Annotated in this window: 19 protein-coding genes and 1 pseudogene; 10 read left to right on the forward strand and 10 right to left on the reverse strand. The window is 71.1% G+C overall.

From position 1 onward, the window contains the following. Positions 1–13: 13 nt before the first annotated feature. Complete coding sequence (locus tag ACIBCT_RS06485; protein ID WP_399186361.1) at positions 14–844, reverse strand: SDR family NAD(P)-dependent oxidoreductase; 831 nt, start codon at positions 842–844, stop codon at positions 14–16. 75 nt (positions 845–919) lie between these two features. Here ACIBCT_RS06485 and ACIBCT_RS06490 point away from each other — a divergent pair, with 75 nt between their 5' ends. Then, positions 920–1,486, forward strand: coding sequence for a winged helix-turn-helix transcriptional regulator (locus tag ACIBCT_RS06490; RefSeq protein ID WP_399186362.1), 567 nt, complete (start codon positions 920–922; stop codon positions 1,484–1,486). On the opposite strand, the gene ACIBCT_RS06495 is transcribed toward ACIBCT_RS06490, so the two are convergent. From ACIBCT_RS06495 to ACIBCT_RS06505, 3 genes are all read right to left on the reverse strand, one after another. After that, on the reverse strand, positions 1,471–3,861 hold the full coding sequence (locus ACIBCT_RS06495) for an ATP-binding cassette domain-containing protein (RefSeq protein WP_399186363.1): 2,391 nt from the start codon (positions 3,859–3,861) through the stop codon (positions 1,471–1,473). The two genes, ACIBCT_RS06490 and ACIBCT_RS06495, sit on opposite strands and share 16 nt — an antisense overlap. A 387-nt stretch (positions 3,862–4,248) precedes the next feature. Next, complete coding sequence (locus ACIBCT_RS06500; RefSeq protein ID WP_399186364.1) at positions 4,249–5,136, reverse strand: maleylpyruvate isomerase N-terminal domain-containing protein; 888 nt, start codon at positions 5,134–5,136, stop codon at positions 4,249–4,251. Between the two features lie 207 nt (positions 5,137–5,343). After that, entirely contained in the window at positions 5,344–6,039 is a 696-nt protein-coding gene (locus ACIBCT_RS06505; protein WP_399186365.1) for an alpha/beta hydrolase, read from the reverse strand. Between the two features lie 223 nt (positions 6,040–6,262). Here ACIBCT_RS06505 and ACIBCT_RS06510 point away from each other — a divergent pair, with 223 nt between their 5' ends. Both ACIBCT_RS06510 and ACIBCT_RS06515 read left to right on the forward strand, forming a co-directional pair. After that, positions 6,263–6,625, forward strand: coding sequence for a nuclear transport factor 2 family protein (locus ACIBCT_RS06510; protein WP_399186366.1), 363 nt, complete (start codon positions 6,263–6,265; stop codon positions 6,623–6,625). Positions 6,626–6,910: 285 nt separating this feature from the next. Continuing rightward, positions 6,911–8,383 (forward strand): hypothetical protein, encoded by a 1,473-nt coding sequence (locus ACIBCT_RS06515; RefSeq protein WP_399186367.1) that lies wholly within the window; start codon positions 6,911–6,913, stop codon positions 8,381–8,383. 84 nt (positions 8,384–8,467) lie between these two features. On the opposite strand, the gene ACIBCT_RS06520 is transcribed toward ACIBCT_RS06515, so the two are convergent. Beyond that, the gene (locus ACIBCT_RS06520; protein WP_399186368.1) at positions 8,468–9,085 is read right to left on the reverse strand and encodes a Pycsar system effector family protein; all 618 of its coding nucleotides are present in this window, start codon (positions 9,083–9,085) and stop codon (positions 8,468–8,470) included. A gap of 624 nt (positions 9,086–9,709) precedes the next feature. On the opposite strand from ACIBCT_RS06520, the gene ACIBCT_RS06525 reads away from it, so the two are divergent. After that, complete coding sequence (locus ACIBCT_RS06525; protein WP_399186369.1) at positions 9,710–9,925, forward strand: hypothetical protein; 216 nt, start codon at positions 9,710–9,712, stop codon at positions 9,923–9,925. Positions 9,926–9,943: 18 nt separating this feature from the next. Here the strand turns inward: ACIBCT_RS06525 and ACIBCT_RS06530 are convergent, their stop codons facing one another. Next, positions 9,944–11,425: a SulP family inorganic anion transporter gene (locus ACIBCT_RS06530; protein WP_399186665.1), complete on the reverse strand. Its 1,482-nt coding sequence runs from the start codon at positions 11,423–11,425 to the stop codon at positions 9,944–9,946. 444 nt (positions 11,426–11,869) lie between these two features. Between ACIBCT_RS06530 and ACIBCT_RS06535 the strand changes: the two genes are divergently transcribed. Then, entirely contained in the window at positions 11,870–12,265 is a 396-nt protein-coding gene (locus ACIBCT_RS06535; RefSeq protein WP_399186666.1) for a MerR family transcriptional regulator, read from the forward strand. A 165-nt stretch (positions 12,266–12,430) separates the two neighbouring features. Here ACIBCT_RS06535 and ACIBCT_RS06540 read toward each other — a convergent pair. After that, positions 12,431–12,631, reverse strand: a pseudogene (locus ACIBCT_RS06540) (Na+/H+ antiporter NhaA); the annotation flags it as partial. A gap of 239 nt (positions 12,632–12,870) precedes the next feature. Beyond that, a complete protein-coding gene (locus tag ACIBCT_RS06545) occupies positions 12,871–13,089 on the reverse strand; it encodes a hypothetical protein (RefSeq protein WP_399186371.1) in 219 nt (72 codons plus the stop codon). Positions 13,090–13,355: 266 nt separating this feature from the next. Here ACIBCT_RS06545 and ACIBCT_RS06550 point away from each other — a divergent pair, with 266 nt between their 5' ends. The 3 genes from ACIBCT_RS06550 (at position 13,356) to ACIBCT_RS06560 (ending at position 15,622) form a co-directional block, all read left to right on the forward strand. Next, positions 13,356–13,736 carry a hypothetical protein gene (locus ACIBCT_RS06550; protein ID WP_399186372.1) on the forward strand — a complete coding sequence of 127 codons (381 nt, stop codon included), beginning with the start codon at positions 13,356–13,358 and terminating at the stop codon, positions 13,734–13,736. A 153-nt stretch (positions 13,737–13,889) separates the two neighbouring features. Beyond that, the gene (locus ACIBCT_RS06555; RefSeq protein WP_399186373.1) at positions 13,890–14,333 is read left to right on the forward strand and encodes a CBS domain-containing protein; all 444 of its coding nucleotides are present in this window, start codon (positions 13,890–13,892) and stop codon (positions 14,331–14,333) included. After that, positions 14,330–15,622 (forward strand): ArsB/NhaD family transporter, encoded by a 1,293-nt coding sequence (locus ACIBCT_RS06560; RefSeq protein ID WP_399186374.1) that lies wholly within the window; start codon positions 14,330–14,332, stop codon positions 15,620–15,622. The genes ACIBCT_RS06555 and ACIBCT_RS06560 overlap by 4 nt, the downstream gene beginning before the upstream one ends. A gap of 58 nt (positions 15,623–15,680) precedes the next feature. Here the strand turns inward: ACIBCT_RS06560 and ACIBCT_RS06565 are convergent, their stop codons facing one another. Next, positions 15,681–16,538, reverse strand: coding sequence for an alpha/beta fold hydrolase (locus tag ACIBCT_RS06565; RefSeq protein ID WP_399186375.1), 858 nt, complete (start codon positions 16,536–16,538; stop codon positions 15,681–15,683). Positions 16,539–16,639: 101 nt separating this feature from the next. Between ACIBCT_RS06565 and ACIBCT_RS06570 the strand changes: the two genes are divergently transcribed. After that, complete coding sequence (locus ACIBCT_RS06570) at positions 16,640–17,269, forward strand: TetR/AcrR family transcriptional regulator (RefSeq protein ID WP_399186376.1); 630 nt, start codon at positions 16,640–16,642, stop codon at positions 17,267–17,269. After that, positions 17,266–18,525 (forward strand): glycosyltransferase, encoded by a 1,260-nt coding sequence (locus ACIBCT_RS06575; protein ID WP_399186377.1) that lies wholly within the window; start codon positions 17,266–17,268, stop codon positions 18,523–18,525. Before ACIBCT_RS06570 ends, ACIBCT_RS06575 begins: the two co-directional genes overlap by 4 nt. 125 nt (positions 18,526–18,650) lie before the next feature. On the opposite strand, the gene ACIBCT_RS06580 is transcribed toward ACIBCT_RS06575, so the two are convergent. Continuing rightward, the gene (locus ACIBCT_RS06580) at positions 18,651–19,889 is read right to left on the reverse strand and encodes a cation:proton antiporter (RefSeq protein ID WP_399186378.1); all 1,239 of its coding nucleotides are present in this window, start codon (positions 19,887–19,889) and stop codon (positions 18,651–18,653) included. Between the last annotated feature and the right edge of the window lie 18 nt (positions 19,890–19,907).

The raw sequence follows: 19,907 nt of genomic DNA on the forward strand, positions 1-19,907 counted from the left end.
CGCCGCGACGCGTTCAGCGGCCGCGCAGGAGGTCCTCGGTGTAGGCCGCCAGGCGGGCGGCGTCGCCGGGATCGAGCGTTCTCAGGGACCTGTCGACCGGCCGGCCCCTGTCGACCGCGGAGAGCGCATCGGCCGGCGGCTCGTCGATCCACCCGACGATCGGCCGGACCGCGTCGGCCACCGGACGGGCGAAGAGCCCGGCGAGCAGCTTGATCGAGCCGCGTACCAGCGGATTCGGATGCGCGTCGGCCCCGCTGCGGGTGAAGCCGGGGTGGTAGAGGACGTAGCGCGCCCTGCTCCCGGCCCGTTCGGCGAACGCGACGCCGAGCAGGTCGTTGGCCCGGCCCGCCTGGAGCTGGGCGCGCACCTGCCCGTAGCCGCGGGTGAGCTGCGGGTCCTCCCAGAAGATCCGGCCCGCGGTGTTCCCGACCCCGGCGACGTTGACGATCACGGGGTTCGGGGCGGCGTCGAGCAGCGGGGCCAGCCGGTGGCCGAGCAGGTAGCGGCTCAGGTAGTACAGCGCGAAGGTGTACTCCAGCCCGTCGGCGGTCCGCCTGCGCGCAGGGCTCGGCCGGTTGGCGAACAACGCCAGCGCGTCGATGCTCTCGTGCCGCCCGGAGATGTCGGCGACGACCCGCGTCACCTCGGCGATCGACGACAGGTCCGCCCGTACGAACCGCAGGCGGGGGTTCGCGGCCCGCTCCAGCAGGGCGCGTCCCCTGGCCTCGTCACTGCCGATCACGGTGACGTGGTCGCCCCTGGAGAGCCGTTCGAGAGCGGTCGCGCGGCCCATGCCGCCGGTACCGCCGCTGATGATCACAGTTTTCGGGGGCCGGGTCGGCACGTGTCCTCCGTAGGCTCGGAATCGGCTGGACCCATCGTGGGTCCGTCACGTCCGAGGCGGAAAGAAGGCAGTTTCATGTCCGGTACGCACACCGATGTGCCCTCGGTGCTGGCGCACGAGCTCCCCCGGCCGGTTCCGGCCGACGAGTTCGCGGCGTGTCCCGTGAGCGACGTGTTCCGGCGGGTGGGCGACAAGTGGAGCATGCTGCTGGTGATCCTGCTCGGGGGCCGCCCGCACCGGTACAACGAGCTGCACCGCGCCGTCGAGGGGATCAGCCAGCGCATGCTGACCCGCACGCTGCGCGGCCTGGAGACCGACGGGCTGGTCTGGCGCGAGGTGCGTCCCACCGTGCCGCCCGCCGTCGAGTACGGCCTGACCCCGCTCGGGCGGACGCTGCTCGAACCGCTCTCGGCGCTGGCCGACTGGGCGGTCCGGCACGAGGCGGAGATCGGCGAGGCCCGTTCCCGCAGGACCCCGGCCCGCAAGGCCCCTGAGGTCCCTGAGGTCCCTGAGGTCCCTGAGGACGCCGGGCGGGCGGCGCACGACACCCGCCACGGCCCCGGTCAGGCGCGGCGGGCCCGGCCGGGGACCTCGGCCGGGCCCGCGCGGCACCCGCGGGGGCCCGGTCAGGCTCCGACGTAGGCCGCCAGGTGCTCGCCGGTGAGGGTCGAGCGGGCGGCGACGAGGTCGGCGGGGGTGCCCTCGAAGACGACCAGGCCGCCGTCGTGACCGGCGCCGGGGCCGAGGTCGATGATCCAGTCCGCGTGCGCCATGACCGCCTGGTGGTGCTCGATGACGATGACCGACGTACCGGACTCGACCAGCCGGTCGAGCAGGCCGAGCAGCTGCTCGACGTCGGCGAGGTGCAGGCCGGTGGTCGGCTCGTCGAGGACGTAGACGCCGCCCTTGTCGGCCATGTGGGTGGCCAGCTTGAGCCGCTGCCGCTCGCCGCCGGACAGCGTGGTGAGCGGCTGGCCGAGGCTGAGGTAGCCGAGCCCGACGTCGGCGAGCCGGCCGAGGACGGCGTGCGCGGCCGGGGTGCGCGCCTCACCGGCGCCGAAGAACTCCCGGGCCTCGGTCACCGACATCGCGAGCACCTCGCTGATGTCACGGCCGCCGAGACGGTGCTCCAGCACCGAGGCGTGGAACCGCTTCCCCTCGCACTCCTCGCAGGTGGTGGAGACACCGGCCATCATCCCCAGGTCCATGTAGATCACGCCCGCCCCGTTGCAGGTGGGGCAGGCACCCTCGGAGTTGGCGCTGAACAGCGCCGGCTTCACGCCGTTCGCCTTCGCGAACGCCTTGCGGATCGGATCCAGCAGCCCGGTGTACGTCGCCGGGTTGCTGCGCCGCGAGCCGCGGATCGGCGACTGGTCGACGGACACCACACCGGCCCCGGCCGGGATCGACCCGTGGATCAGCGAGCTCTTGCCCGAACCCGCGACACCGGTGACGACGCACAGGACGCCGAGCGGGATGTCGACGTCGACGTTCCGCAGGTTGTGGCGGTCGGCGCCGCGGATCTCCAGCGCGCCCTTGGGGGTCCGCACCGTCTCCTTGAGGGCGGCCCGGTCGTCGAGGTGGCGGCCGGTGACGGTGCCGCTGGCCCGCAGACCCTCGACGGTGCCCTCGAAGCAGATGGTGCCGCCCGCCGTACCGGCACCGGGGCCGATGTCGACGACGTGGTCGGCGATCACGATCGCCTCGGGCTTGTGCTCGACGACGAGCACCGTGTTGCCCTTGTCCCGCAGCCGCAGCAGCAGGTCGTTCATCCGCTGGATGTCGTGCGGGTGCAGGCCGATGGTCGGCTCGTCGAAGACGTAGGTCACGTCGGTCAGCGCGGAGCCGAGGTGGCGGATCATCTTGACGCGCTGGGCCTCGCCGCCCGACAGCGTGCCCGACGGCCGGTCGAGCGAGAGGTAGCCCAGCCCGATCTCCACGAACGAGTCGAGGGTGTGCCGCAGCGCGGCGAGCAACGGCGCGACCGACGGCTCGTCGAGGCCGCCGATCCATCCGGCGAGGTCGCTGATCTGCATCGCGCAGGCGTCGGCGATGTTGACACCCTTGATCCGCGAGGAGCGGGCCTCCGGGCTGAGCCGGGTGCCCTCGCACTCGGGGCAGGTGGTGAAGGTGACCGCGCGGTCCACGAACGCCCGGATGTGCGGCTGCATCGCCTCCCGGTCCTTGGACAGGAACGACTTCTGGATCTTCGGGATCAGTCCCTCGTAGGTGAGGTTGACGCCGTCGACCTTCACCTTGACCGGCTCCCTGTAGAGGAAGTCGTGCAGCTCCTTCTCGGTGTAGTCGCGGATCGGCTTGTTCGGGTCGACGAAGCCCGACTCGGCGTAGGTCCGTACGGTCCAGAAGCTGTCCGACTTCCAGCCGGGGATGGTGAACGCGCCCTCGGCGAGCGACTTGGAGTCGTCGTAGAGCTGGGCGAGGTCGAGATCGGTGACCGAGCCCCGGCCCTCGCAGCGCGTGCACATGCCGCCGATACGGGTGAAGGTAGCCTTCTCGGCCTTGTGGGCGCCGCGCTCGACGGTGATCGCGCCGCTCGCCCGGACCGTGGGGACGTTGAAGGAGAATGCCTGGGGAGAGCCGATGTGCGGCTGCCCGAGCCGGCTGAAGAGGATGCGCAGCATCGCGTTGGCGTCGGTGGCGGTACCGACGGTGGAGCGGGGGTCGGAGCCCATCCGCTGCTGGTCCACGATGATCGCGGTCGTCAGGCCGTCGAGGACGTCCACCTCGGGCCGCGCCAGCGTCGGCATGAAGCCCTGCACGAAGGCACTGTAGGTCTCGTTGATCAGCCGCTGCGACTCGGCGGCGATCGTGCTGAACACCAGCGAGCTCTTGCCCGAGCCGGAGACGCCGGTGAACACCGTCAGCCGGCGCTTCGGGATCTCGATGCTGACGTCCTTGAGGTTGTTCACGCGCGCGCCGTGCACGCGGATCAGGTCGTGGCTGTCGGCGGCGTGCGGCGCGGACGACCGCGTCTCCGTTCCCGGGGCCGTGCTCATCGTGTCTCCCTCTGTTACGCGAGCTCTGTTACGTGAGCCCTGTCATGTGAGCTCTGTACGCGAGCTTCTGTTACGCGGGGCCGCCTTCACGCGCTCCCCGTCGGCGTCGCCCCGGTCGATCTAACCAGCTTCGAGCGGTACGTCCGGTCCTTTGCGTCGGCTCGTCCCGAACGCCGGCCGGTTCGTCCCGTACGCCGACCCATGGGTAAGCCCCGAGCACGCGGCACGTCCGGCCGGGACGTCACGCTAGCCGCGGCCGGGGGCCGTCGCTTCTCGATTCCTGACCGATCCGGCCGTCCGTCTCAGGCCGATCCGGCCGTCCTGCTCACGAGGCGCGGCTCCGCGGCGGCCTGTCCCCCGAACGGCGTGTTCCCCGGGGGCCACGGGTCAGGAGCGGTCCGTCACGACCGGGGCCGGGTACGCGTTGGCGGGCAGGTGGACCTTGCGCAGGAAGGCCGGCAGCAGCCAGGGACGCCGCCCGGTGACGACGACCTTCCCGGTCAGCGCCGCCCTGGCCCGGCTCATCCTCCCGAACAGCACCAGGTTCAGGGCGACCGGGTCGAAACGCAGGCGTACGTCGGCCCCGGCCCCCGCCTCCTCCACCGTCACCCTCCCGTCCCGCAGCACCAGCGTCACCGGGGTGACGTACCGGGACCGGAACTCCACCGCGATGCGGCGCGGGTTCGGCGGCTCCCCGTGCTCCAGCAGCGACCCGCTGCCGTTGCGGGACAGCCCCACCAGGAACAGGTCGAAGAAGAGGGCGGCGTCCCGGGGGGACATCGGCCAGGGGGCACCGAGGGCGCGGGCGACGTCCCGGCCGTGGATCATCAGCTCGTTGACCAGGTGCGCCAGCAGCCCGGCCACGGGCAGGCGGGAGGCGCCGAGCCAGGTCACCGTCCGGCCGGGATCGGCGTTCTCGCTCATCCGCAGGATGTCCCCGATGTGGCGCCGCAGGTGCCCGGCCAGCACCCGCGGGTCCCGCTCGGTGAACTCCTTCATGACGTGGTGGTTGAGCTCGGCGACCGTGTCCACGTCGACGGAGTGGATGCGGTCCGCGAGGCCCGGGAACGGGTCGGGGACGCCGGGCCCCAGCAGGGACGGGTAGTACGAGGCGATGGTGACCACGTGGGCCGCGGTGTCGGCGACCGTCCACTCCCGGGTGACCATGGCCCGGGGATCGGGCGCGGAGGTCACCAGCTCGGCGAACCGGTCGCCGTTACGCTCCAGGGCGGCGCGGGCCTCGCGCCACAGGTCCTCCGTGGTTCTTCCCGCCATACCGGCCTCCAGAGATCCACCGCAGCGCCACGGTAACACCCCCCGGCCCGCCGTGCTTATCCGGAAATGCGCCGTTCCGGGACCGGCGGCGTCCCGCCTCGGAGGCCGGGCCCTCCTGACCGTTCACGAAGCGGCCTCGGAGAGCCCTTCCGATCACCGACGGCCTCCGGGGCGGCGCAGGACCGGGCCGGTCCGTCCAGGAACGGATCAGCGCCCGGCGGCGAGGTCGGCGATGTGCCGGGCCGTGCCCGCCGGGTCGACCATCTGGTGCAGGTGCGCCCCGGGCAGGTGCGCCACCCGCCAGCCACGGTCGCGCGCCTCGGCGGCGAAGGTGTCGTACGGGGGACCGAACAGCAGGTACGAGCAGGGATGGTCGTCCCAGCCGTCGGGGACGGGGACGCGCTGCTCGTAGTAGGACAGCGGCAACCTGGGCTGTTCCTCGACGACCGTCCGCCGCATCTTGGGACCGGAGAACATGGAGGCGACGTCCGCCTCGTCCCACCAGTCGGTCCAGCGGGGCAGCACGCCGTTCACGGCCTTCGGGCGGAGGAACTCCAGCAGCTCGGGCGGGGCCACGGGGGTCTCCCCGCTCCGGGCCGGCAGCGCGGCGTCGACGAAGATCGAACCGGCCACCGGGCGGTCGAGGGCCGAACGGATCGCGGGAAGGAAGAACCCCGCGTTGCTGTGCACCACCAGCACGACCGGAACGGCGGCCGGGACCTGTTCGAGGTCGTCGCGGACGGCGCCGGCGACCCGGGGCCAGAACGGCGGGCCACCGGCGCCCACGTTCACCAGGGACGGCACCCGCACCCGATGTCCGGCCGCGGTCAGCCGTTCGGCGACGGGATGCCAGGTCGAGGGGCCGACGGACGGGCTGTGCACGAGGACGAAGACCGGCTGCATGGGGGCATCCTGTCGCCGTGCAGCCGGAGACGCCACCGGATCAGCGGACGGTGAACGCTCCACCGCGAAGGCGCCCGGACGCGGAACAGCCCGCACACCGTCGCACCGGAGATCTCCGGTGAGCGCCGGCGCGACACGATACCCACCTCGGGGACAGTTGCGCGTCGCCCTTCGCCCCGTATCGTCCCCACCAGTGGCCCCGGCCGGGCGAGGAAGGATCGGCATGAGCGACGAGGTGGTGCGGCACGTCTTCCAGGTGGTCGACTCGTTCGACCCCGACGCGTTCGTACGGCTGCTCGCCGAGGACGCCACGCTGGTGTTCGGCAACGCCGAGCCGACGACGGGACGCGAGGCCGTCGCCGCCGGGCTGCGGACGTTCTTCTCCACCATCGGCGGCCTGCGGCACCGGATCGTCAGGAACTGGCAGGTAGGGGCGGACATCATCGCCGAGACCGAGGTGACCTACCGGCGGCTCGACGGCAAGGAGGCGAGCGTCGTGGCCGTGTCCATCTGGCGCACCCGCGACGACGGCCTGATCACCGACTACCGCATATTCGTCGACCTCGCCCCCGTCTACCTGCCCTGAGCCCCGGCGAGCCCCCTCGTGCTCCGCGTCGTAGGCGATCACCGTGCCGTCGGCGTAGACCTCGACCTGCACGTGGGCGTATCCCTCGTCATCGAGGGCGAGGTGGAAGGTGGACGTTCCCCAGCTCGCGTACTCGTCCCCCCGGTTCTCGTCCCACCCTCGCCGGAAGTACCTCACCTCATCACGTCCTTCCCGACGGTCCCGTCCCCACGAGGAGCGCGGGGACGGCGGTGAACGGTCCGACCGATGAAGATCTTGTCATAGGCGGTTGCTACCTTCCCGACCATGATGAAGGCCGGAGACGTCGCCGCCATGCCCCTTCCGCTGGGCGGCTACGGTGCGTGCCAGGTGGGCGGGATCGGCGCCGACGGCTGGGCGACGGTGTGCACGCTCGACTGGTACTCCGCGGTGATGCCCGCGCTGGAGGACCTCGCCTCGGCCGGTCCGCTCGTCCTCACCCACCACGGCTGGCCGAAGTGGCCGGAAAGACCGGAGGCCCTCAGGGTCGACCTCTCCGTCCCCCCGCCACCGGATCTCGTCTGGCTCGGGTGGATGCCCGTCCTCCCCGGTGTCCCGCAGGAGACCAACGCCTACGGCGTCTGGGAGAGCATGCCTTCGTCCGTCGTCCACCAGCGGCGGTGGGACCTTCAGGTGCCCGCGGACGCCAGGGCCGCCTACGGCGAACCCGTCCAGGACCCGGTGGTGGTCGATCTCGGCGACGGGCCGCGGACCCTGTACGCCACGGTGCCGGACCTCGACCTTCCGCCCCACCTCCCCCGGTTTCGCTGGCCGGCCCTGGACGCGCTGCCCTGCCTGACCGCCCTGCGGCACTCCGGTCCCGACCGCGGTCTCACCGAGGCTCTCACCGCCCGCCCTCTCATCGACCGGCTCACCTGGAACGATCCGCCGGGCACCGTCGATCTGAGCACGACGCACCTCACCACACTGACGATCTCGGGAACCGGGCTCCGGCACCTGCGCCTGCCACCCGGGCTGATGGACCTCCGTCTGACGGGTGAACCGCCCGAGACCGTCGAGGCGGCCGAGGACGGCCGGTGGATCGAGCTGACCATGACCTCGGCGGCCGGTACCGTCCCGAGCGGCCTGCACGGGGTTCGCGAGCTCGACCTCCACGTGGCGGGCGACCTGTCACCGGTCACGCTCGGAGCCCTCACCGGCCTGGAGTCCCTGCACCTGGGGTGGAGCCGGCCGTACGGCCGGTTGCTCGACACCTTCGACCCGGGTCGTTTCCCGCGGCTGCACACCCTGCGGCTCACCGACGCCTACGGCATCGACGCCACCTTCCTGCCGCCTTCCGCCGCGTCCCTGCGCCGCGTGAGCGTCGACGGGATCCGGCGCAGCCAGGCCGGACTTCTCAAGACCCGTTACAGGGGAACGCCCGTGCACGTGACCGTCCGGGGCGCCAAGTCCGACGCCTGGCTGGCGGCCAATGTCGACAACCCGCTGCGTGACTGGGTCGACGACGACGAACGAGCGGGTGCCGCGGCCTGCAAGGCCTACGCGTCCGCCGTCCGCGCCGTCGGCCGCCTGTCCGCCGGCGATCCCGCCACGGTGGCCGCGGCCCGGCCGATCCTGCGGACCCTCGTGGAGAAACTCAACGGGATCGAAGAACGCTACGAGATCATCGACACCCTCCGGCGGGAACAGGCCGCGGACGCCTTCTTCGACCTGGCACAACGCGCCGGAATCCCCGATTCCCAGGCCGCCGGCTGGTTCGACGAGTGGCGCGACTTCTAGCTCGCGGCAGCCGTGCGGACGGCTCGGCGGACGACCCGGGACGCGTACGGCCGGGTATGCCGTTCCGGCGGTCACGCGAGGGCGTCAGAGGGCCAGCTGGATCACCGCCGAACCGACCATCGACGCGATGGAGACCAGAAGCAGCCAGAAACCCCACCGGATGAGCCGGTACTTTCTGGTGACGATCACACTGATCGTCCGGATCTGTTCGGCCAGGGCGGTCAGGTCCTCGTCGTCGTGTTTGCGCAGCGCGTTGGCGATCTTCACCGCGGAGCCGTACCGGTTGACGTCACCGAAGTAGGTGAACCCCAGCGCGCGCTTCGTGATGCGCGGGTAGACCGCGCCCGCCAGGCAGACCAGGGCGGCGAGCGCGCACACCGCCCCCACCCACCACAGCCATTGCAGACCCACGTGCAACTTCAGCGGCGACCAGTTCCCCGCGAGCAGGCCACCGGCGACCGCGCCGATTCCCAGCCCCGCGACACCGAGAAGCACCTGTGCCTTCGTGTCCGCTCGGTTGAGTTCTTCACGGGCTTCGGTGAACAGCCGGGCCCCGCGCGCACGCGCCTGCGCGTCACGGTCCCGCGGCGGCGGTACGGACACGTTCGTCCTGGTCATCCACCGGAACACCTGTGCCCCCTGGGTGATCGAACCTTGAATTGTTCTGTTGTGCATGGCGAAGGACATCGAGGAGCGATTCATGACCGACGCTTTCGACACCCTTCGAACGGCACTCTATGTGATCAACAGCCGGTGCCGAATATGCCGTCATCGTTCTCGTACGCGCCGCTTCCGGAACATCCGGCTCCCGTGACGGGGAGGGATCGCCGCCGCTCCCGACCCGCCTCCATTTCCCGAGGAGCCGACGGCCACCGGGTACGGCGGCGCCGAGAAGGGGCGGCGAAAAGAAGCGGTGAACGAACGTACAAGGTGATACCGCACCCCGACACGCCTCCCTGCGCCGTCCGTCGCCGGTTTCGGGACGCCCGGACGACCGCTGTCCGGGGCCATCGAACTTGACAGTGGGGTGCCGCCCCCACCTGCGCACTGTCCATTAGATGGCTGTCCAACCAGGGCGACCGAACGTCATTCGAGGTGACAGTACGAGCCGAACTCGGTTCGGTCGCCCCTTCGACCGTTCCTCCGGCATCTCTGCCGAGAGAGGGGAATCGCGGTTGGTGTGCCGCCGGGCGTAGTGGGACGTTTTCGACAGCGGAGAACCAGGAAAGCTCCCTTCGTTATACGCGCGCCCGGGAGCGGTGGGTCTTGAGGTGGGAGATGAGTTTGCGGGTGAGGTAGCGGGCGTCGCGGCCCGCTCCGCGCAGGGTGTTGAAGGCCGTGGCGGTGGCCTGCGCCGTCGCCGCGTTCGCACCGGTCGCCTACCACCGCGCATCATTTAGGCAGATCGCCATCGAACTGGTCGCCCGCCAGGCCGGCATCTCGCGGTCGTGGCTCTATGCCCGCCAGGCCGACCCGCGCGAACGGTTGGCCGTCGCACTCGGTGAGCTTCGCGCGCCGCGCCGAACCGGCGGGTTCGCCTGACCTGTGGTCACGGCCGGTTCAGTGGCTGGTGAGTTCTCCGCTGAGGGTGTCGTGCATCTTGGCGCTGTGGGTGTTCAGACCGATGATCTCCACCGTTTTGCCGCGGGCCTCGTACTTGGTGGTGACGGCGTCCAGGGCGGCGACGGAGGAGGCGTCCCAGATGTGAGCACCGGTCAGGTCGACGATCACCCTGTCGGGGTCGCCCGCGTAGTCGAACTGGTAGACCAGGTCGTTGCTGGAGGCGAAGAACAGCGCCCCGGTGACGGAGTAGGTGACCTGGTGGCCCTCGGGGTCGACGACGGCGGTGACGTTGACCAGATGGGCGACCCGCCGGGCGAAGATGACCATGGCGGTGAGGGAGCCCAGGACCACGCCGATGGCCAGGTTGTGGGTGGCGACCACGGCCGCGACGGTGACGGCCATGACGATGAGCTCCCCGGCGGGCATCCGCTTGAGCGTGGCCGGGGCGATGGAGTGCCAGTCGAAGGTGGCGAAGGCGACCAGGATCATCACCGCGACCAGCGCGGCCATCGGGATGGTCGAGACGACCGGCCCGAACACGATGCACAACACCATCAAGAACACCCCGGCCAGGAACGTCGACAGGCGGGTTCGGGCCCCGTTCCTCACGTTGATCATCGTCTGGCCGATCATGGCACAGCCGCCCATCCCGCCGAAGAAGCCGGTGACGATGTTGGCGATGCCCTGGCCGATCGACTCGCGGGTCTTGTTGGAGTGGGTGTCGGTGAGGTCGTCGACGAGCTTGGCGGTCATCAGCGACTCCATCAGCCCGACCAGCGCCATCGCCAGCGCGTACGGGGCGATCAGCGTCAGGGTGTCCAGGGTGAACGGCACGTCGGGCAGGCCCGGCACCGGCAGCGAGGACGGCAGGGCGCCCTTGTCGCCCACGGTCGGCACCGCGATCCCGGCTGCCACCGTGATGACGGTCAAGATCGCGATCGACACCAGCGGCGCCGGCACCGCCTTGGTGACCTTAGGGAAGAGCACCATCAGCGCCAGCCCCGCGGCGACCAGCGGATAGACGGCCCAGGGGACGTCTCGCATCTCCGGGATCTGCGCGGCGAAGATGAGGATGGCCAGGGCGTTGACGAATCCGACCATCACCGAGCGCGGCACGAACCGCATCAGCCGGGCCACTCCCAAAGAGCCCAGCACCACCTGGATGACGCCGCCGAGGATGACCGCGGCGACCAGGTATCCCAGGCCGTGCTCGCGGTTCAGCGGGGCGATGACCAGGGCGATGGCGCCGGTCGCCGCGGAGATCATCGCGGGGCGGCCACCGACGACGGCGATGGTGACGGCCATGGTGAAGGAGGCGAACAGCCCGATGCCGGGGTCGACCCCGGCGATGATGGAGAACGAGATCGCCTCGGGAATCAACGCCAGGGCCACCACCAGGCCGGCCAGCACCTCGGTGCGCGCGACCTTCGGCGACAGCCAGGAGGGGCGGAAACCGCGCAGCCGCGCGGCCGAAGACAGCAGGGAAGTCTGCAAGGGAGAAGGAACCTGTCGTGCTCGGGCACGCCCCTGTCGATACGGGACGAGCGAGGGAGGATGGCGCGGGAGACCTGGGCGGCCACCCGCGGATCGCCCGCGACGGCGGCGGGCGGAAGTCGTCGAAGAGCAGCGGTCCTGCTCAGCCGGGGTGAGAGGTCACGGGCGAGGGATCACGGCGGGCAGGCGGCGGCGCCTGGCATCGCGGCTACGCGCACGCTCTCTCCCGCTGAGTGTCGGTGGTCTTCGCCGGGACCTCATCGTCCACGGGCACGGCCGGGGGCACACCCGCACCGGTGGGCGGACGGCACACCAAGGGCCGCGCTCCACATATGCTGACCCTACCCTAACGTTAGAGTAGGGATCGCTCTGGGGTGTCAGGGGCGTGTCGACCAGCCAGAAGGGCCGCCGGGCGTGGACTCCGAACACATGCGGATCGGCGAGGTCGCCACCCGCACCGAGCTGTCCCTGCGGACCATCCGCCACTACGAGGAAGTCGGGCTGGTCATCCCCTCCGCCCGCTCCCAGGGTGGTTTTCGTCTCTACACCGAACGCGACGTCGCCCGCCTCATGGTGATCCGCCGGATGAAACCGCTCGGCTTCACCCTGGACCAGATGCGCGACCTGCTGGAGGCCACCGACCGGCTCGACGACCCCGACCCGATCGAACCCGGGCAGCGCGAACGGCTGCTGGACATCGTGCGCGGCTACGAGCAGGTGGCCGAGGACCGGATCACCGACCTGCGGACCCAGCTGGAACGCGCCGAGGACTTCGCCGCCACCCTCCATGCCCGCCTGAACCGGGCCGGGTCCACCCGCATCTGATCTTCGACACCACACCCCGGCGTCACGACGACGGAATGCGTCTCGCCCGCGTCGCGGTCCTGCCCGTGCCAAGAGGTGGTCGCGGTAGTGGATGTTGTGACGGGCCAAGACGATGACGGCCGACAGCGTGGCCACGGCGGAGGCGAGCAGGACCGCCCCCTTGGCGTGTTCCAGCATGTCCGGCTGGTCAAAGCAGGCCAGTTCGCTGATCAGCGGGGAGACGGTGAAGCCGATGCCGGCCAACTGGGCCATGCCGATGATGTCGATCCAGGCCAGGGCGGGGTTGAGTTCGGCCCGGGTGAGGGTGGCGGTCAGGTAGGCGCCGCGGGTGCGGGCCCGCCAACCGGTCAGTCCGGCGGCCAGCAGCGCCTCGTACCCGCCCTCCGCAGCACGAAAGGGACGCCATGATCACTTCCACGTACCTGCCCGACCTCGGAGCACAACTGGTCATTGACCAGGGGGTCCGGCAGGAACGGAACGGTAAGCCCGGCTTGGTGTCACATTCGTTGGCATGATCACCGCGAGTCGGTGTATCGCCGGGCACAGCGAGCGGAGTTCGAAAGCCGGCGGCCGTGTTGTGTCGCGCGTGTCGGTGGTGCCGGCGGTCAGCGGTGGTGGTCGGCTCTGCACCACCATGCCGCGGTGGCGAGCACGCCCGCGGCTCCGACCGCGAGGACCAGAAGGAAGCCGATCGGGCCGGGCCGCTCCTGGTCGGGGCCGGCGATTCCGGCGTACAGGCCGGGAACCGACCAGGGGAAGTGGTGGCCGAAGCCGAGAGCGGCGATGACCTGGGCGCAGAACAGTGCGGCGAACATGGCGCCCACAGCGGCCAGGTAGCCGCGTCCCAGGCTGGCGGCCGGGGACAGCGGGGTGGTGACAAGGGCAGGCGACCGCGTCGTGCTTTGAGCAGCTCGGCCCACAGCGCCTCACGCATTGCCCGCTCCCACCATGCGCAGGAAGTAGCTCTCCAGGTCCTCTTCTTGCACGGGGAGCCTGGTGGGGGCACGCCGGCCTCGACCAGCACGGTGGCCACCTCTTCGGGCCGGGCCACAGCGCGTTCGCCGGTGAGGACGAGCCCCGTGCCGCGGTCGTGAGCGGCCTCGTGGCCGCGGGCGTGCAGGACCTGGCGGGCTGTGGTGTCGTCGCGGGTGGTCACGGTCAGGTGACGGCGCAGGCGCTCGTCCAGGGCGGCGGTGTGGAGTTCCTGGATCAGGCGGCCGTGGTGAATGATGCCGACGCGGGTGGCCGGGCGCGCGACCTCGGCCAGCAGGTGGCTGGACAAGAACACCGTGACGCCGTGTTCGCGGGCCAGGCCGGCCAGCAGGGTACGGATCTCCACGACGCCGACGGGATCCAGGCCGTTGACGGGCTCGTCCAAGATGAGCAGGTCGGCCGGCCGATGAGGGCCTTGGCCAGGGCCAGGCGCTGCAGGTTGCCCATGGACAGGGTGCGGGCGCGACGGTCGGCGTAAGGGGTCAGGGCCAGACGGTTTGGTCAGGCCGGCCGCCTCGACGGTGGACACCGGCCCCCCTTTCTCTCGGATCGGCGATCGTTGATAGGGTCCGTCGAAGGTGAGCCGGGAAGTCTGGTCGGCAGTTGTGCCGTCGACCCCGGAAGGGCCCTCATGCGTGCTCGCGACCTGCTCGCCGACTTCCCCACCGTCACCCTCGACACCTCCGTCCTGGACGCCGCCCGGCTGCTGGCCGACCAGGACCTGCCGGGCCTGATCGTGGTGGACCCCGGCGGGCTGCCGCTCAGCATCCTGGCGGGCACCCAGGTGCTGGCCCTGACGGTGCCCGGCTACTGCCAGGACGATCCCGCACTGGCCCGGGTGGTGGACGAGGCCCACGCCGACGCCTTCCTGCGCGACGTGGCCGGCCAGACCGTACGCCAGGCGCTGCCGCCCACGCCGCGCGAGTTACCGGTCACCGACCCGGACGCCACCGTGCTGGAGATCGCCGCGCTGATGGCCCGTACCCACAGCCCGCTGGTGGCCGTGGTGGACCAGGGCCGCCTGCTCGGTGCGGTGACGCTGCAGGCGCTCATGGACGGGGTGCTCGCGTCGTGACGGCTCTGGCCTGGCTGTCGGTGGCGGTCTTCCTCGGCGCCTATGCGCTGATCGCGACCGAGCGGATCCACCGCGTCGCCTCCGCCCTCGGCGGAGCCGGGATCATGCTGGCCGTCCACGCCAGCGACGCGGAGGCGGCGTTCTTCTCCCCCGAGAGCGGCATCGACTGGAACGTCATCTTCCTGCTGCTGGGCATGATGGTCATCGTCGGGGTGCTGAAGCAGACCGGGATCTTCGAGTACCTGGCCATCTGGGCGGCCAAGCGGGCCAAAGGGCGCCCGTTCCGGCTGATGGTGCTGCTGGTGCTCATCACCGCGCTCGCCTCGGCGCTGCTGGACAACGTCACCACGGTGCTGCTGATCGCGCCGGTGACGTTCCTGGTGTGCCAGCGCCTGGCGCTGCCGGCGGTGCCGTTCCTGCTCGCCGAGGCGATGGCCTCCAACATCGGCGGGGCCGCCACCCTGGTCGGCGACCCGCCCAACATCATCATCGCCAGCCGGAGCGGGCTGAGTTTCAACGACTTCCTCGTGCACATGGCACCGATGATCGTCATCTTGATGGTGGTGTTCGTCGGCCTGTGCCGGATCCTGTTCCGCAAGGCGTTCGTCTACGACCCCGAACGCGCCGCCGGCATCATGGCCCTGGACGAGCGCGAGGCCATCGCCGACCGCACCCTGCTGTGGCAGAGCCTGGTCGTGCTCGCCGTGGTGATGGCCGCCTTCGTGCTGCACCCGGTGCTGCACTACGAGCCCTCGGTGGTGGCGATCCTCGGCGCCGGGGTCCTGGTGGCGGCCACCAAGGTCACCACCGAGCAGGCCATCGCCGAGGTCGAGTGGCCCACCCTGGTGTTCTTCATGGGGCTGTTCGTGATGGTCGGCGGCCTGGTCGAGACCGGCGTCATCGGCCAGATCTCCCAGGCCGCCGTCGGCGCCACCGAGGGCCGGCTGGGGCTGACCGCGATCGGCCTGCTGTGGGCCTCGGCCGGCATCTCGGCGATCGTGGACAACATCCCGTACGTGGCGACGATGAGCCCGATCGTCGCCGACCTGGTCCAGGCGAACGGCGGCGGCGACCAGGCGCAGGTGCTGTGGTGGGCGCTGGCCTTCGGCGCCGACCTGGGCGGCAACGCCACCGCCGTCGGCGCCGCCGCCAACGTCGTCATCATCGGCATCGCCGCCCGCAACCGCACCCCGATCAGCTTCTGGGAGTTCACCAGGTACGGCCTCGTCGTCGCCTTCGTCACGGTGGCGCTGGTGACGCCCTACCTGTGGCTGCGCTATCTGATGTGAACCCCCGGAGCCCCCGTCCCCGGGGCGATGCGTGCCGGGGACGGGGGCGGGTGAGCGCTCACCCCGCGCCGAGAAAATTCTTGATCCTTCCGGCGATCGCCGGGTAGTCGGGAGCGAACCAGATCATGTGACCGTCGGCCCGGCTCTCGGCCGGCTCGGCCCGCGGGACGGTCGCGGTGAGGGACTCGGCGTGGGTGAAGGGGACCGAGCGGTCGGTGCGGCTGGCGATGACCAGGACCGGCTGGGTGACCTGCCCGGCGCAGTCGGGCACGGGCAGCATGTCGTTGACGAAGCCCTCCCCTGAGCGCATGAGCGTGAACAGCGCGATGAGTTCGGCCCGGTCGTGCTCGCTCAGGCCGGCCATGACCTGGCCGGTCGGCCGGGTGGACAGGTCACGCAGCAACAACCGCAACCCGACCTGCGGCGCCGTGCGCATCAGCAGCCGTACCGCCGCCCAGGTGACGACTTCGGCGCGGGCGTTGAACACCAGGCGGCCGGCCAGGCGGGTGCGCCGGTCGGGCCAGGGTACGAAGGCGACGGCGCTCTGCAGGATCACCCGCTCCACCAGGTGCGGATGACGCGCCGCCATGGTGAGCGCGGTGCGCCCGCCCGCCGAGACGCCCACCACCGCGGCGACCCGCTCGATGCCCAATTCATGGCACAGGTGCGCGGTGAGGTCGGCGAAGGCGGCGGGCGTGGTGGCGGTGGTCAGCGGGGTCCGCCCGTATCCGGGACGGGAGAGGGCGAGCACCTGATGGTCCGAGGCGGTGAAGACCTCCTCCCCCAGGGCCAGTCCGGCCCGCATGTGACCACCGTGGAAGATCACGACCGTCTCGGGGCCCTCGCCCTCCAGCCGGTACTCCACCAGCCCCTGCGCGAGGTGGGCGGTGGTGGTCTCTCGCTCCGTGATCGTCATGAATCGTCATGCTCGCATGTCCGCCATCGGCGACATGACCGCTCATCGAGATGTTCCCGACCCCTTCCCTTCGGGCTGAACATTTGTTTAGCATGCTGAACATGCGTTCAGGCAGTGATCTCACCGCGCGGGCCCGGATCGGGAACGCGGCCCTGGAGTTGTTCGGCTCCGAGGGCGTCGCCCGGGTGAGCATCCGGGCCATCGCCGCCAAGGCGGGCGTCTCCCCCGCCCTCGTGGTGCACCACTTCGGGTCCAAGGAGGGCCTGCGCACGGCGTGCGACCAGTATGTGATCTCCCTGGTACGCGGGAATCCCGACGACCCGGTCGACCTGGCCGACACCTCCGGCCTGGCCGCCATGCTGGAGGCGGCCGAGCCGGTGCGGCGCTATCTGGCCCGCGCCTTCCTCGACGGCACCGAGCAGGCGGCCGCGCTGTTCGACGAGATCGTCGAGACCACCGCCGCCTGGCTGCAGCAGGGCAGCGACGAAGGATGGGTGCGCCCCGCCGACGACGCGCGGGCCCGCGCCGCCCTGTACGTGACCTGGCTGCTGGCGCCACTGGCCTTCGGCGAGCACCTGTCACGGGTGCTGGACGTGGCCGACCTGCACCACACCGACGCGACCTTGCGCTACTCGCGTACCGCCGTGGACATGCTCACCCACGGCGTGTTCACCGACGAGCGCATGCTCAGCGCCTGGGACGGCGCCGCCACGGAACGAGGAACGCGATGAAGGTCCTCATCCTCACCCACGGCACCCGCGGTGACGTCCAGCCGTACGCCGCCCTGGCCCTGGCCCTGCGAAACGCCGGTCACCACGCGGTGCTGGCCGCCCCGGCCGCTTCGGCCGCCCTCGCCGAACCGCACGGCCTGCCGTTCGCGCCGGTGCACGACGGCCCCAACACCCTCCTGGACGACCCCCGCATCCGCACGGCGATCGAGACCAACTACCGCGGCCTGGCCGGCAAGAAGATCGCCCTGGAGGTGATGCGGGCCGGCAAACCGCTGATGGCGCGGGTGTTCACCGACATGGTCGCCGTCGCCGAAGACGGCGCCGACCTGGTCGTGCACGGCCCCAGCATCCCGGGCCATCGCATCGCCGAGGCCCTGGGGGTGCCCTCCGTGGCGGCGCTGCTGCAGCCGGTGTGGGTGCCCAACGCCTCCTTCGCCAACCCGATGATCCCGCTACCGTTGCCGCGGGCGCTGAATCGCGCCTCCTACCTGCCGTTTCGGTTGATGTTGCGCTCCTTCGGCGCGGTGGCCGACACGACGCTCGACCTGCCCCGCCGACGCGGCCGCCACGACTTCCTGCGCCGCCCTGATGGGGGCCCTGCCACCGTGCTGCACGGCTTCAGCCGTCACCTGCTCCCCTCCGGCGCCGACTACCCGCCTCAGGTCCACACCACCGGGTTCTGGTTCCTGCCCGCCGCCCCCACCTGGAGCCCGCCGCAGGAGTTGGTCAGGTTCCTGGCTGATGGTCCGGCGCCGCTCTACATCGGGTTCGGCAGCATGGCCGGCACCGACCCCCACCGCATCGGCCGCGTCGTCCTGGACGCGGTTCGCCTGACCGGTATGCGCGCGGTGCTGGTGTCGGGCTGGGGCGGCATCGCCGTCGACGGCCCGCCCGCCCTGCCCGAGGAGGTGTTCGTGCTGGACCAGGCCCCGCACGACTGGCTGTTTCCCCGCATGGCCGCGATCGTCCACCACGGTGGCAGCGGCACCACCGGCGCGGCACTGGCCTCGGGGCGGCCGCAGATCATCTGTCCCTTCGTCGCCGACCAGCCGTTCTGGGCCGCCCGCGCACACGCCGCGGGTGTGGCCCCGGCACCACTGCCGCAACGCCACCTCACCGCCCAAGGACTCGCCGCCGCGATCCGCCAGGCCACCGGCGAGCACGCCATGGCCCGGCGCGCCGACCGGCTCGCCGACGCCGTCCGCGCTGAAGACGGCACGAAAGCCGCAGTCACCATCCTGGAATCGCTCAGCTGATCGTCTCTGCCCCGCTGCAGCGTATGCCTCGGCGGGGTGCGGTACGGCTCAACGCCGCAGGAGCCGGTGATCGAGGCCGGCGGCACCGGCGGCACCGAACCCGGTGAGGACGGCTCCGGGCGGGACTATGCCGGGTCCCCGGTTTCCCTGCCACCTCGCAGCCGGGTGCGGACCCGGCGGACGGTGTCGTGCCAGGCGGGGGTCTCGCGCTCGTCGTCGAACCAGCGGGCCACCACGACGTCGGTGGAGGAGTGCAGCAGGATCGACAGCACGATGGTCACGGCGACCAGGGTGAACACCTGTTCGGCCGCGGTGATGGCGGAGTTGAGCACGATGAGGGCGTAGACGACCGAGGCGAAGCCCTTGGGGCCGAACCACATCACGGCCGCCACCTCCCGGGTGCCGAGCCCGGAGCGCAGGAAGGACAGCCAGATGGCCAGCGGGCGGGCCAGCACCAGGGCCAGGATCGCGAACAGCCACCCCTGCCAGCCCACCGAGGCCAGCAGGGCCGGGGAGATGAGCACGCCGAAGACCAGCAGCGCGGCCAGCTTGAGCAGTTCGGCGACGAGTTCGCCGAACTGCTCGAAGGATTCGCGCTGGCGCTCTCCGAAGGTCGCCACCGTGATACCGGCGGAGAAGGCGGCGAGGAACAGGTTGCCGTGGGTGGCCTTGCCCAGGGCCAGCACCAGCAGGCCGATGGCCACCGCGTTGAGCGGCTCGTAGTGGTGGGAGGCCGAGAACCAGCGGGTGCGCTCCAGCATGATGGCCGCCCACGGCACCGCGACGCCGATCAGCACGCCCAGGCCCAGTTCCAGGGCCAGCTCGCCCAGGTGCAGGTCGGCCGAGCCGGCCGCGATGGCGAGGAACACCATGACGAACGGCAGCGCCAGGCCGTCGTTGACGCCGGATTCCACGTTCAGCAGCTGGCGCAGCCGAGGGGGCACCCGCTCGTTGCCGACCAGCGCGGCGGCGAACACCGGGTCGGTGGGCGCCAGGATCGCCCCGATGAGCAGTGACTCGATCCAGCCCAGCCCGATGAGGTAGTGCGCCGTCAGGGCGGTGATGATCAGGGTGAGCGGCAGGCCCCAGCCCAGGGCGCGGCCGGGCAGCCGCCAGGCGTGGCGCAGGTCGGTCCAGCCCACCCGCATGCCGTCGGTGAACAGCACCGCGAACAGCGCCAGCTCGGCCAGCGTGGCCACCACCGGATCGTCCGGGGTCAGCGGGATGAGCCCGCTGACCCCGTCGCCCAGGACGAACCCGGCCAGCAGGAACAGTGCCGCGGTCGACAGGATCGTCCGATTGGCCAGGTTGGAGACCAGGACCGCGAGCAGCAACAGCGCGGAGAAGGCCAGCAGCAGGTTCATCGGGGCTCCGGTGCGGTA

The sequence above is a fragment of the Streptosporangium sp. NPDC050855 genome (genome assembly GCF_044456585.1).
Classification (GTDB): Bacteria; Actinomycetota; Actinomycetes; order Streptosporangiales; family Streptosporangiaceae; genus Streptosporangium; species Streptosporangium longisporum.

Bases quoted from the DNA above. Each gene is read 5' to 3' on its own strand.
- ACIBCT_RS06490 (WP_399186362.1), top strand. From the start codon at position 920: ATGTCCGGTACGCACACCGATGTGCCCTCGGTGCTGGCGCACGAGCTC.
- ACIBCT_RS06495 (WP_399186363.1), bottom strand. From the start codon at position 3,861: ATGAGCACGGCCCCGGGAACGGAGACGCGGTCGTCCGCGCCGCACGCC.
- ACIBCT_RS06500 (WP_399186364.1), bottom strand. From the start codon at position 5,136: ATGGCGGGAAGAACCACGGAGGACCTGTGGCGCGAGGCCCGCGCCGCC.
- ACIBCT_RS06505 (WP_399186365.1), bottom strand. From the start codon at position 6,039: ATGCAGCCGGTCTTCGTCCTCGTGCACAGCCCGTCCGTCGGCCCCTCG.
- ACIBCT_RS06510 (WP_399186366.1), top strand. From the start codon at position 6,263: ATGAGCGACGAGGTGGTGCGGCACGTCTTCCAGGTGGTCGACTCGTTC.
- ACIBCT_RS06515 (WP_399186367.1), top strand. From the start codon at position 6,911: ATGATGAAGGCCGGAGACGTCGCCGCCATGCCCCTTCCGCTGGGCGGC.
- ACIBCT_RS06520 (WP_399186368.1), bottom strand. From the start codon at position 9,085: ATGAATCGCTCCTCGATGTCCTTCGCCATGCACAACAGAACAATTCAA.
- ACIBCT_RS06535 (WP_399186666.1), top strand. From the start codon at position 11,870: ATGCGGATCGGCGAGGTCGCCACCCGCACCGAGCTGTCCCTGCGGACC.
- ACIBCT_RS06555 (WP_399186373.1), top strand. From the start codon at position 13,890: ATGCGTGCTCGCGACCTGCTCGCCGACTTCCCCACCGTCACCCTCGAC.
- ACIBCT_RS06565 (WP_399186375.1), bottom strand. From the start codon at position 16,538: ATGACGATCACGGAGCGAGAGACCACCACCGCCCACCTCGCGCAGGGG.
- ACIBCT_RS06570 (WP_399186376.1), top strand. From the start codon at position 16,640: ATGCGTTCAGGCAGTGATCTCACCGCGCGGGCCCGGATCGGGAACGCG.
- ACIBCT_RS06575 (WP_399186377.1), top strand. From the start codon at position 17,266: ATGAAGGTCCTCATCCTCACCCACGGCACCCGCGGTGACGTCCAGCCG.
- ACIBCT_RS06580 (WP_399186378.1), bottom strand. From the start codon at position 19,889: ATGAACCTGCTGCTGGCCTTCTCCGCGCTGTTGCTGCTCGCGGTCCTG.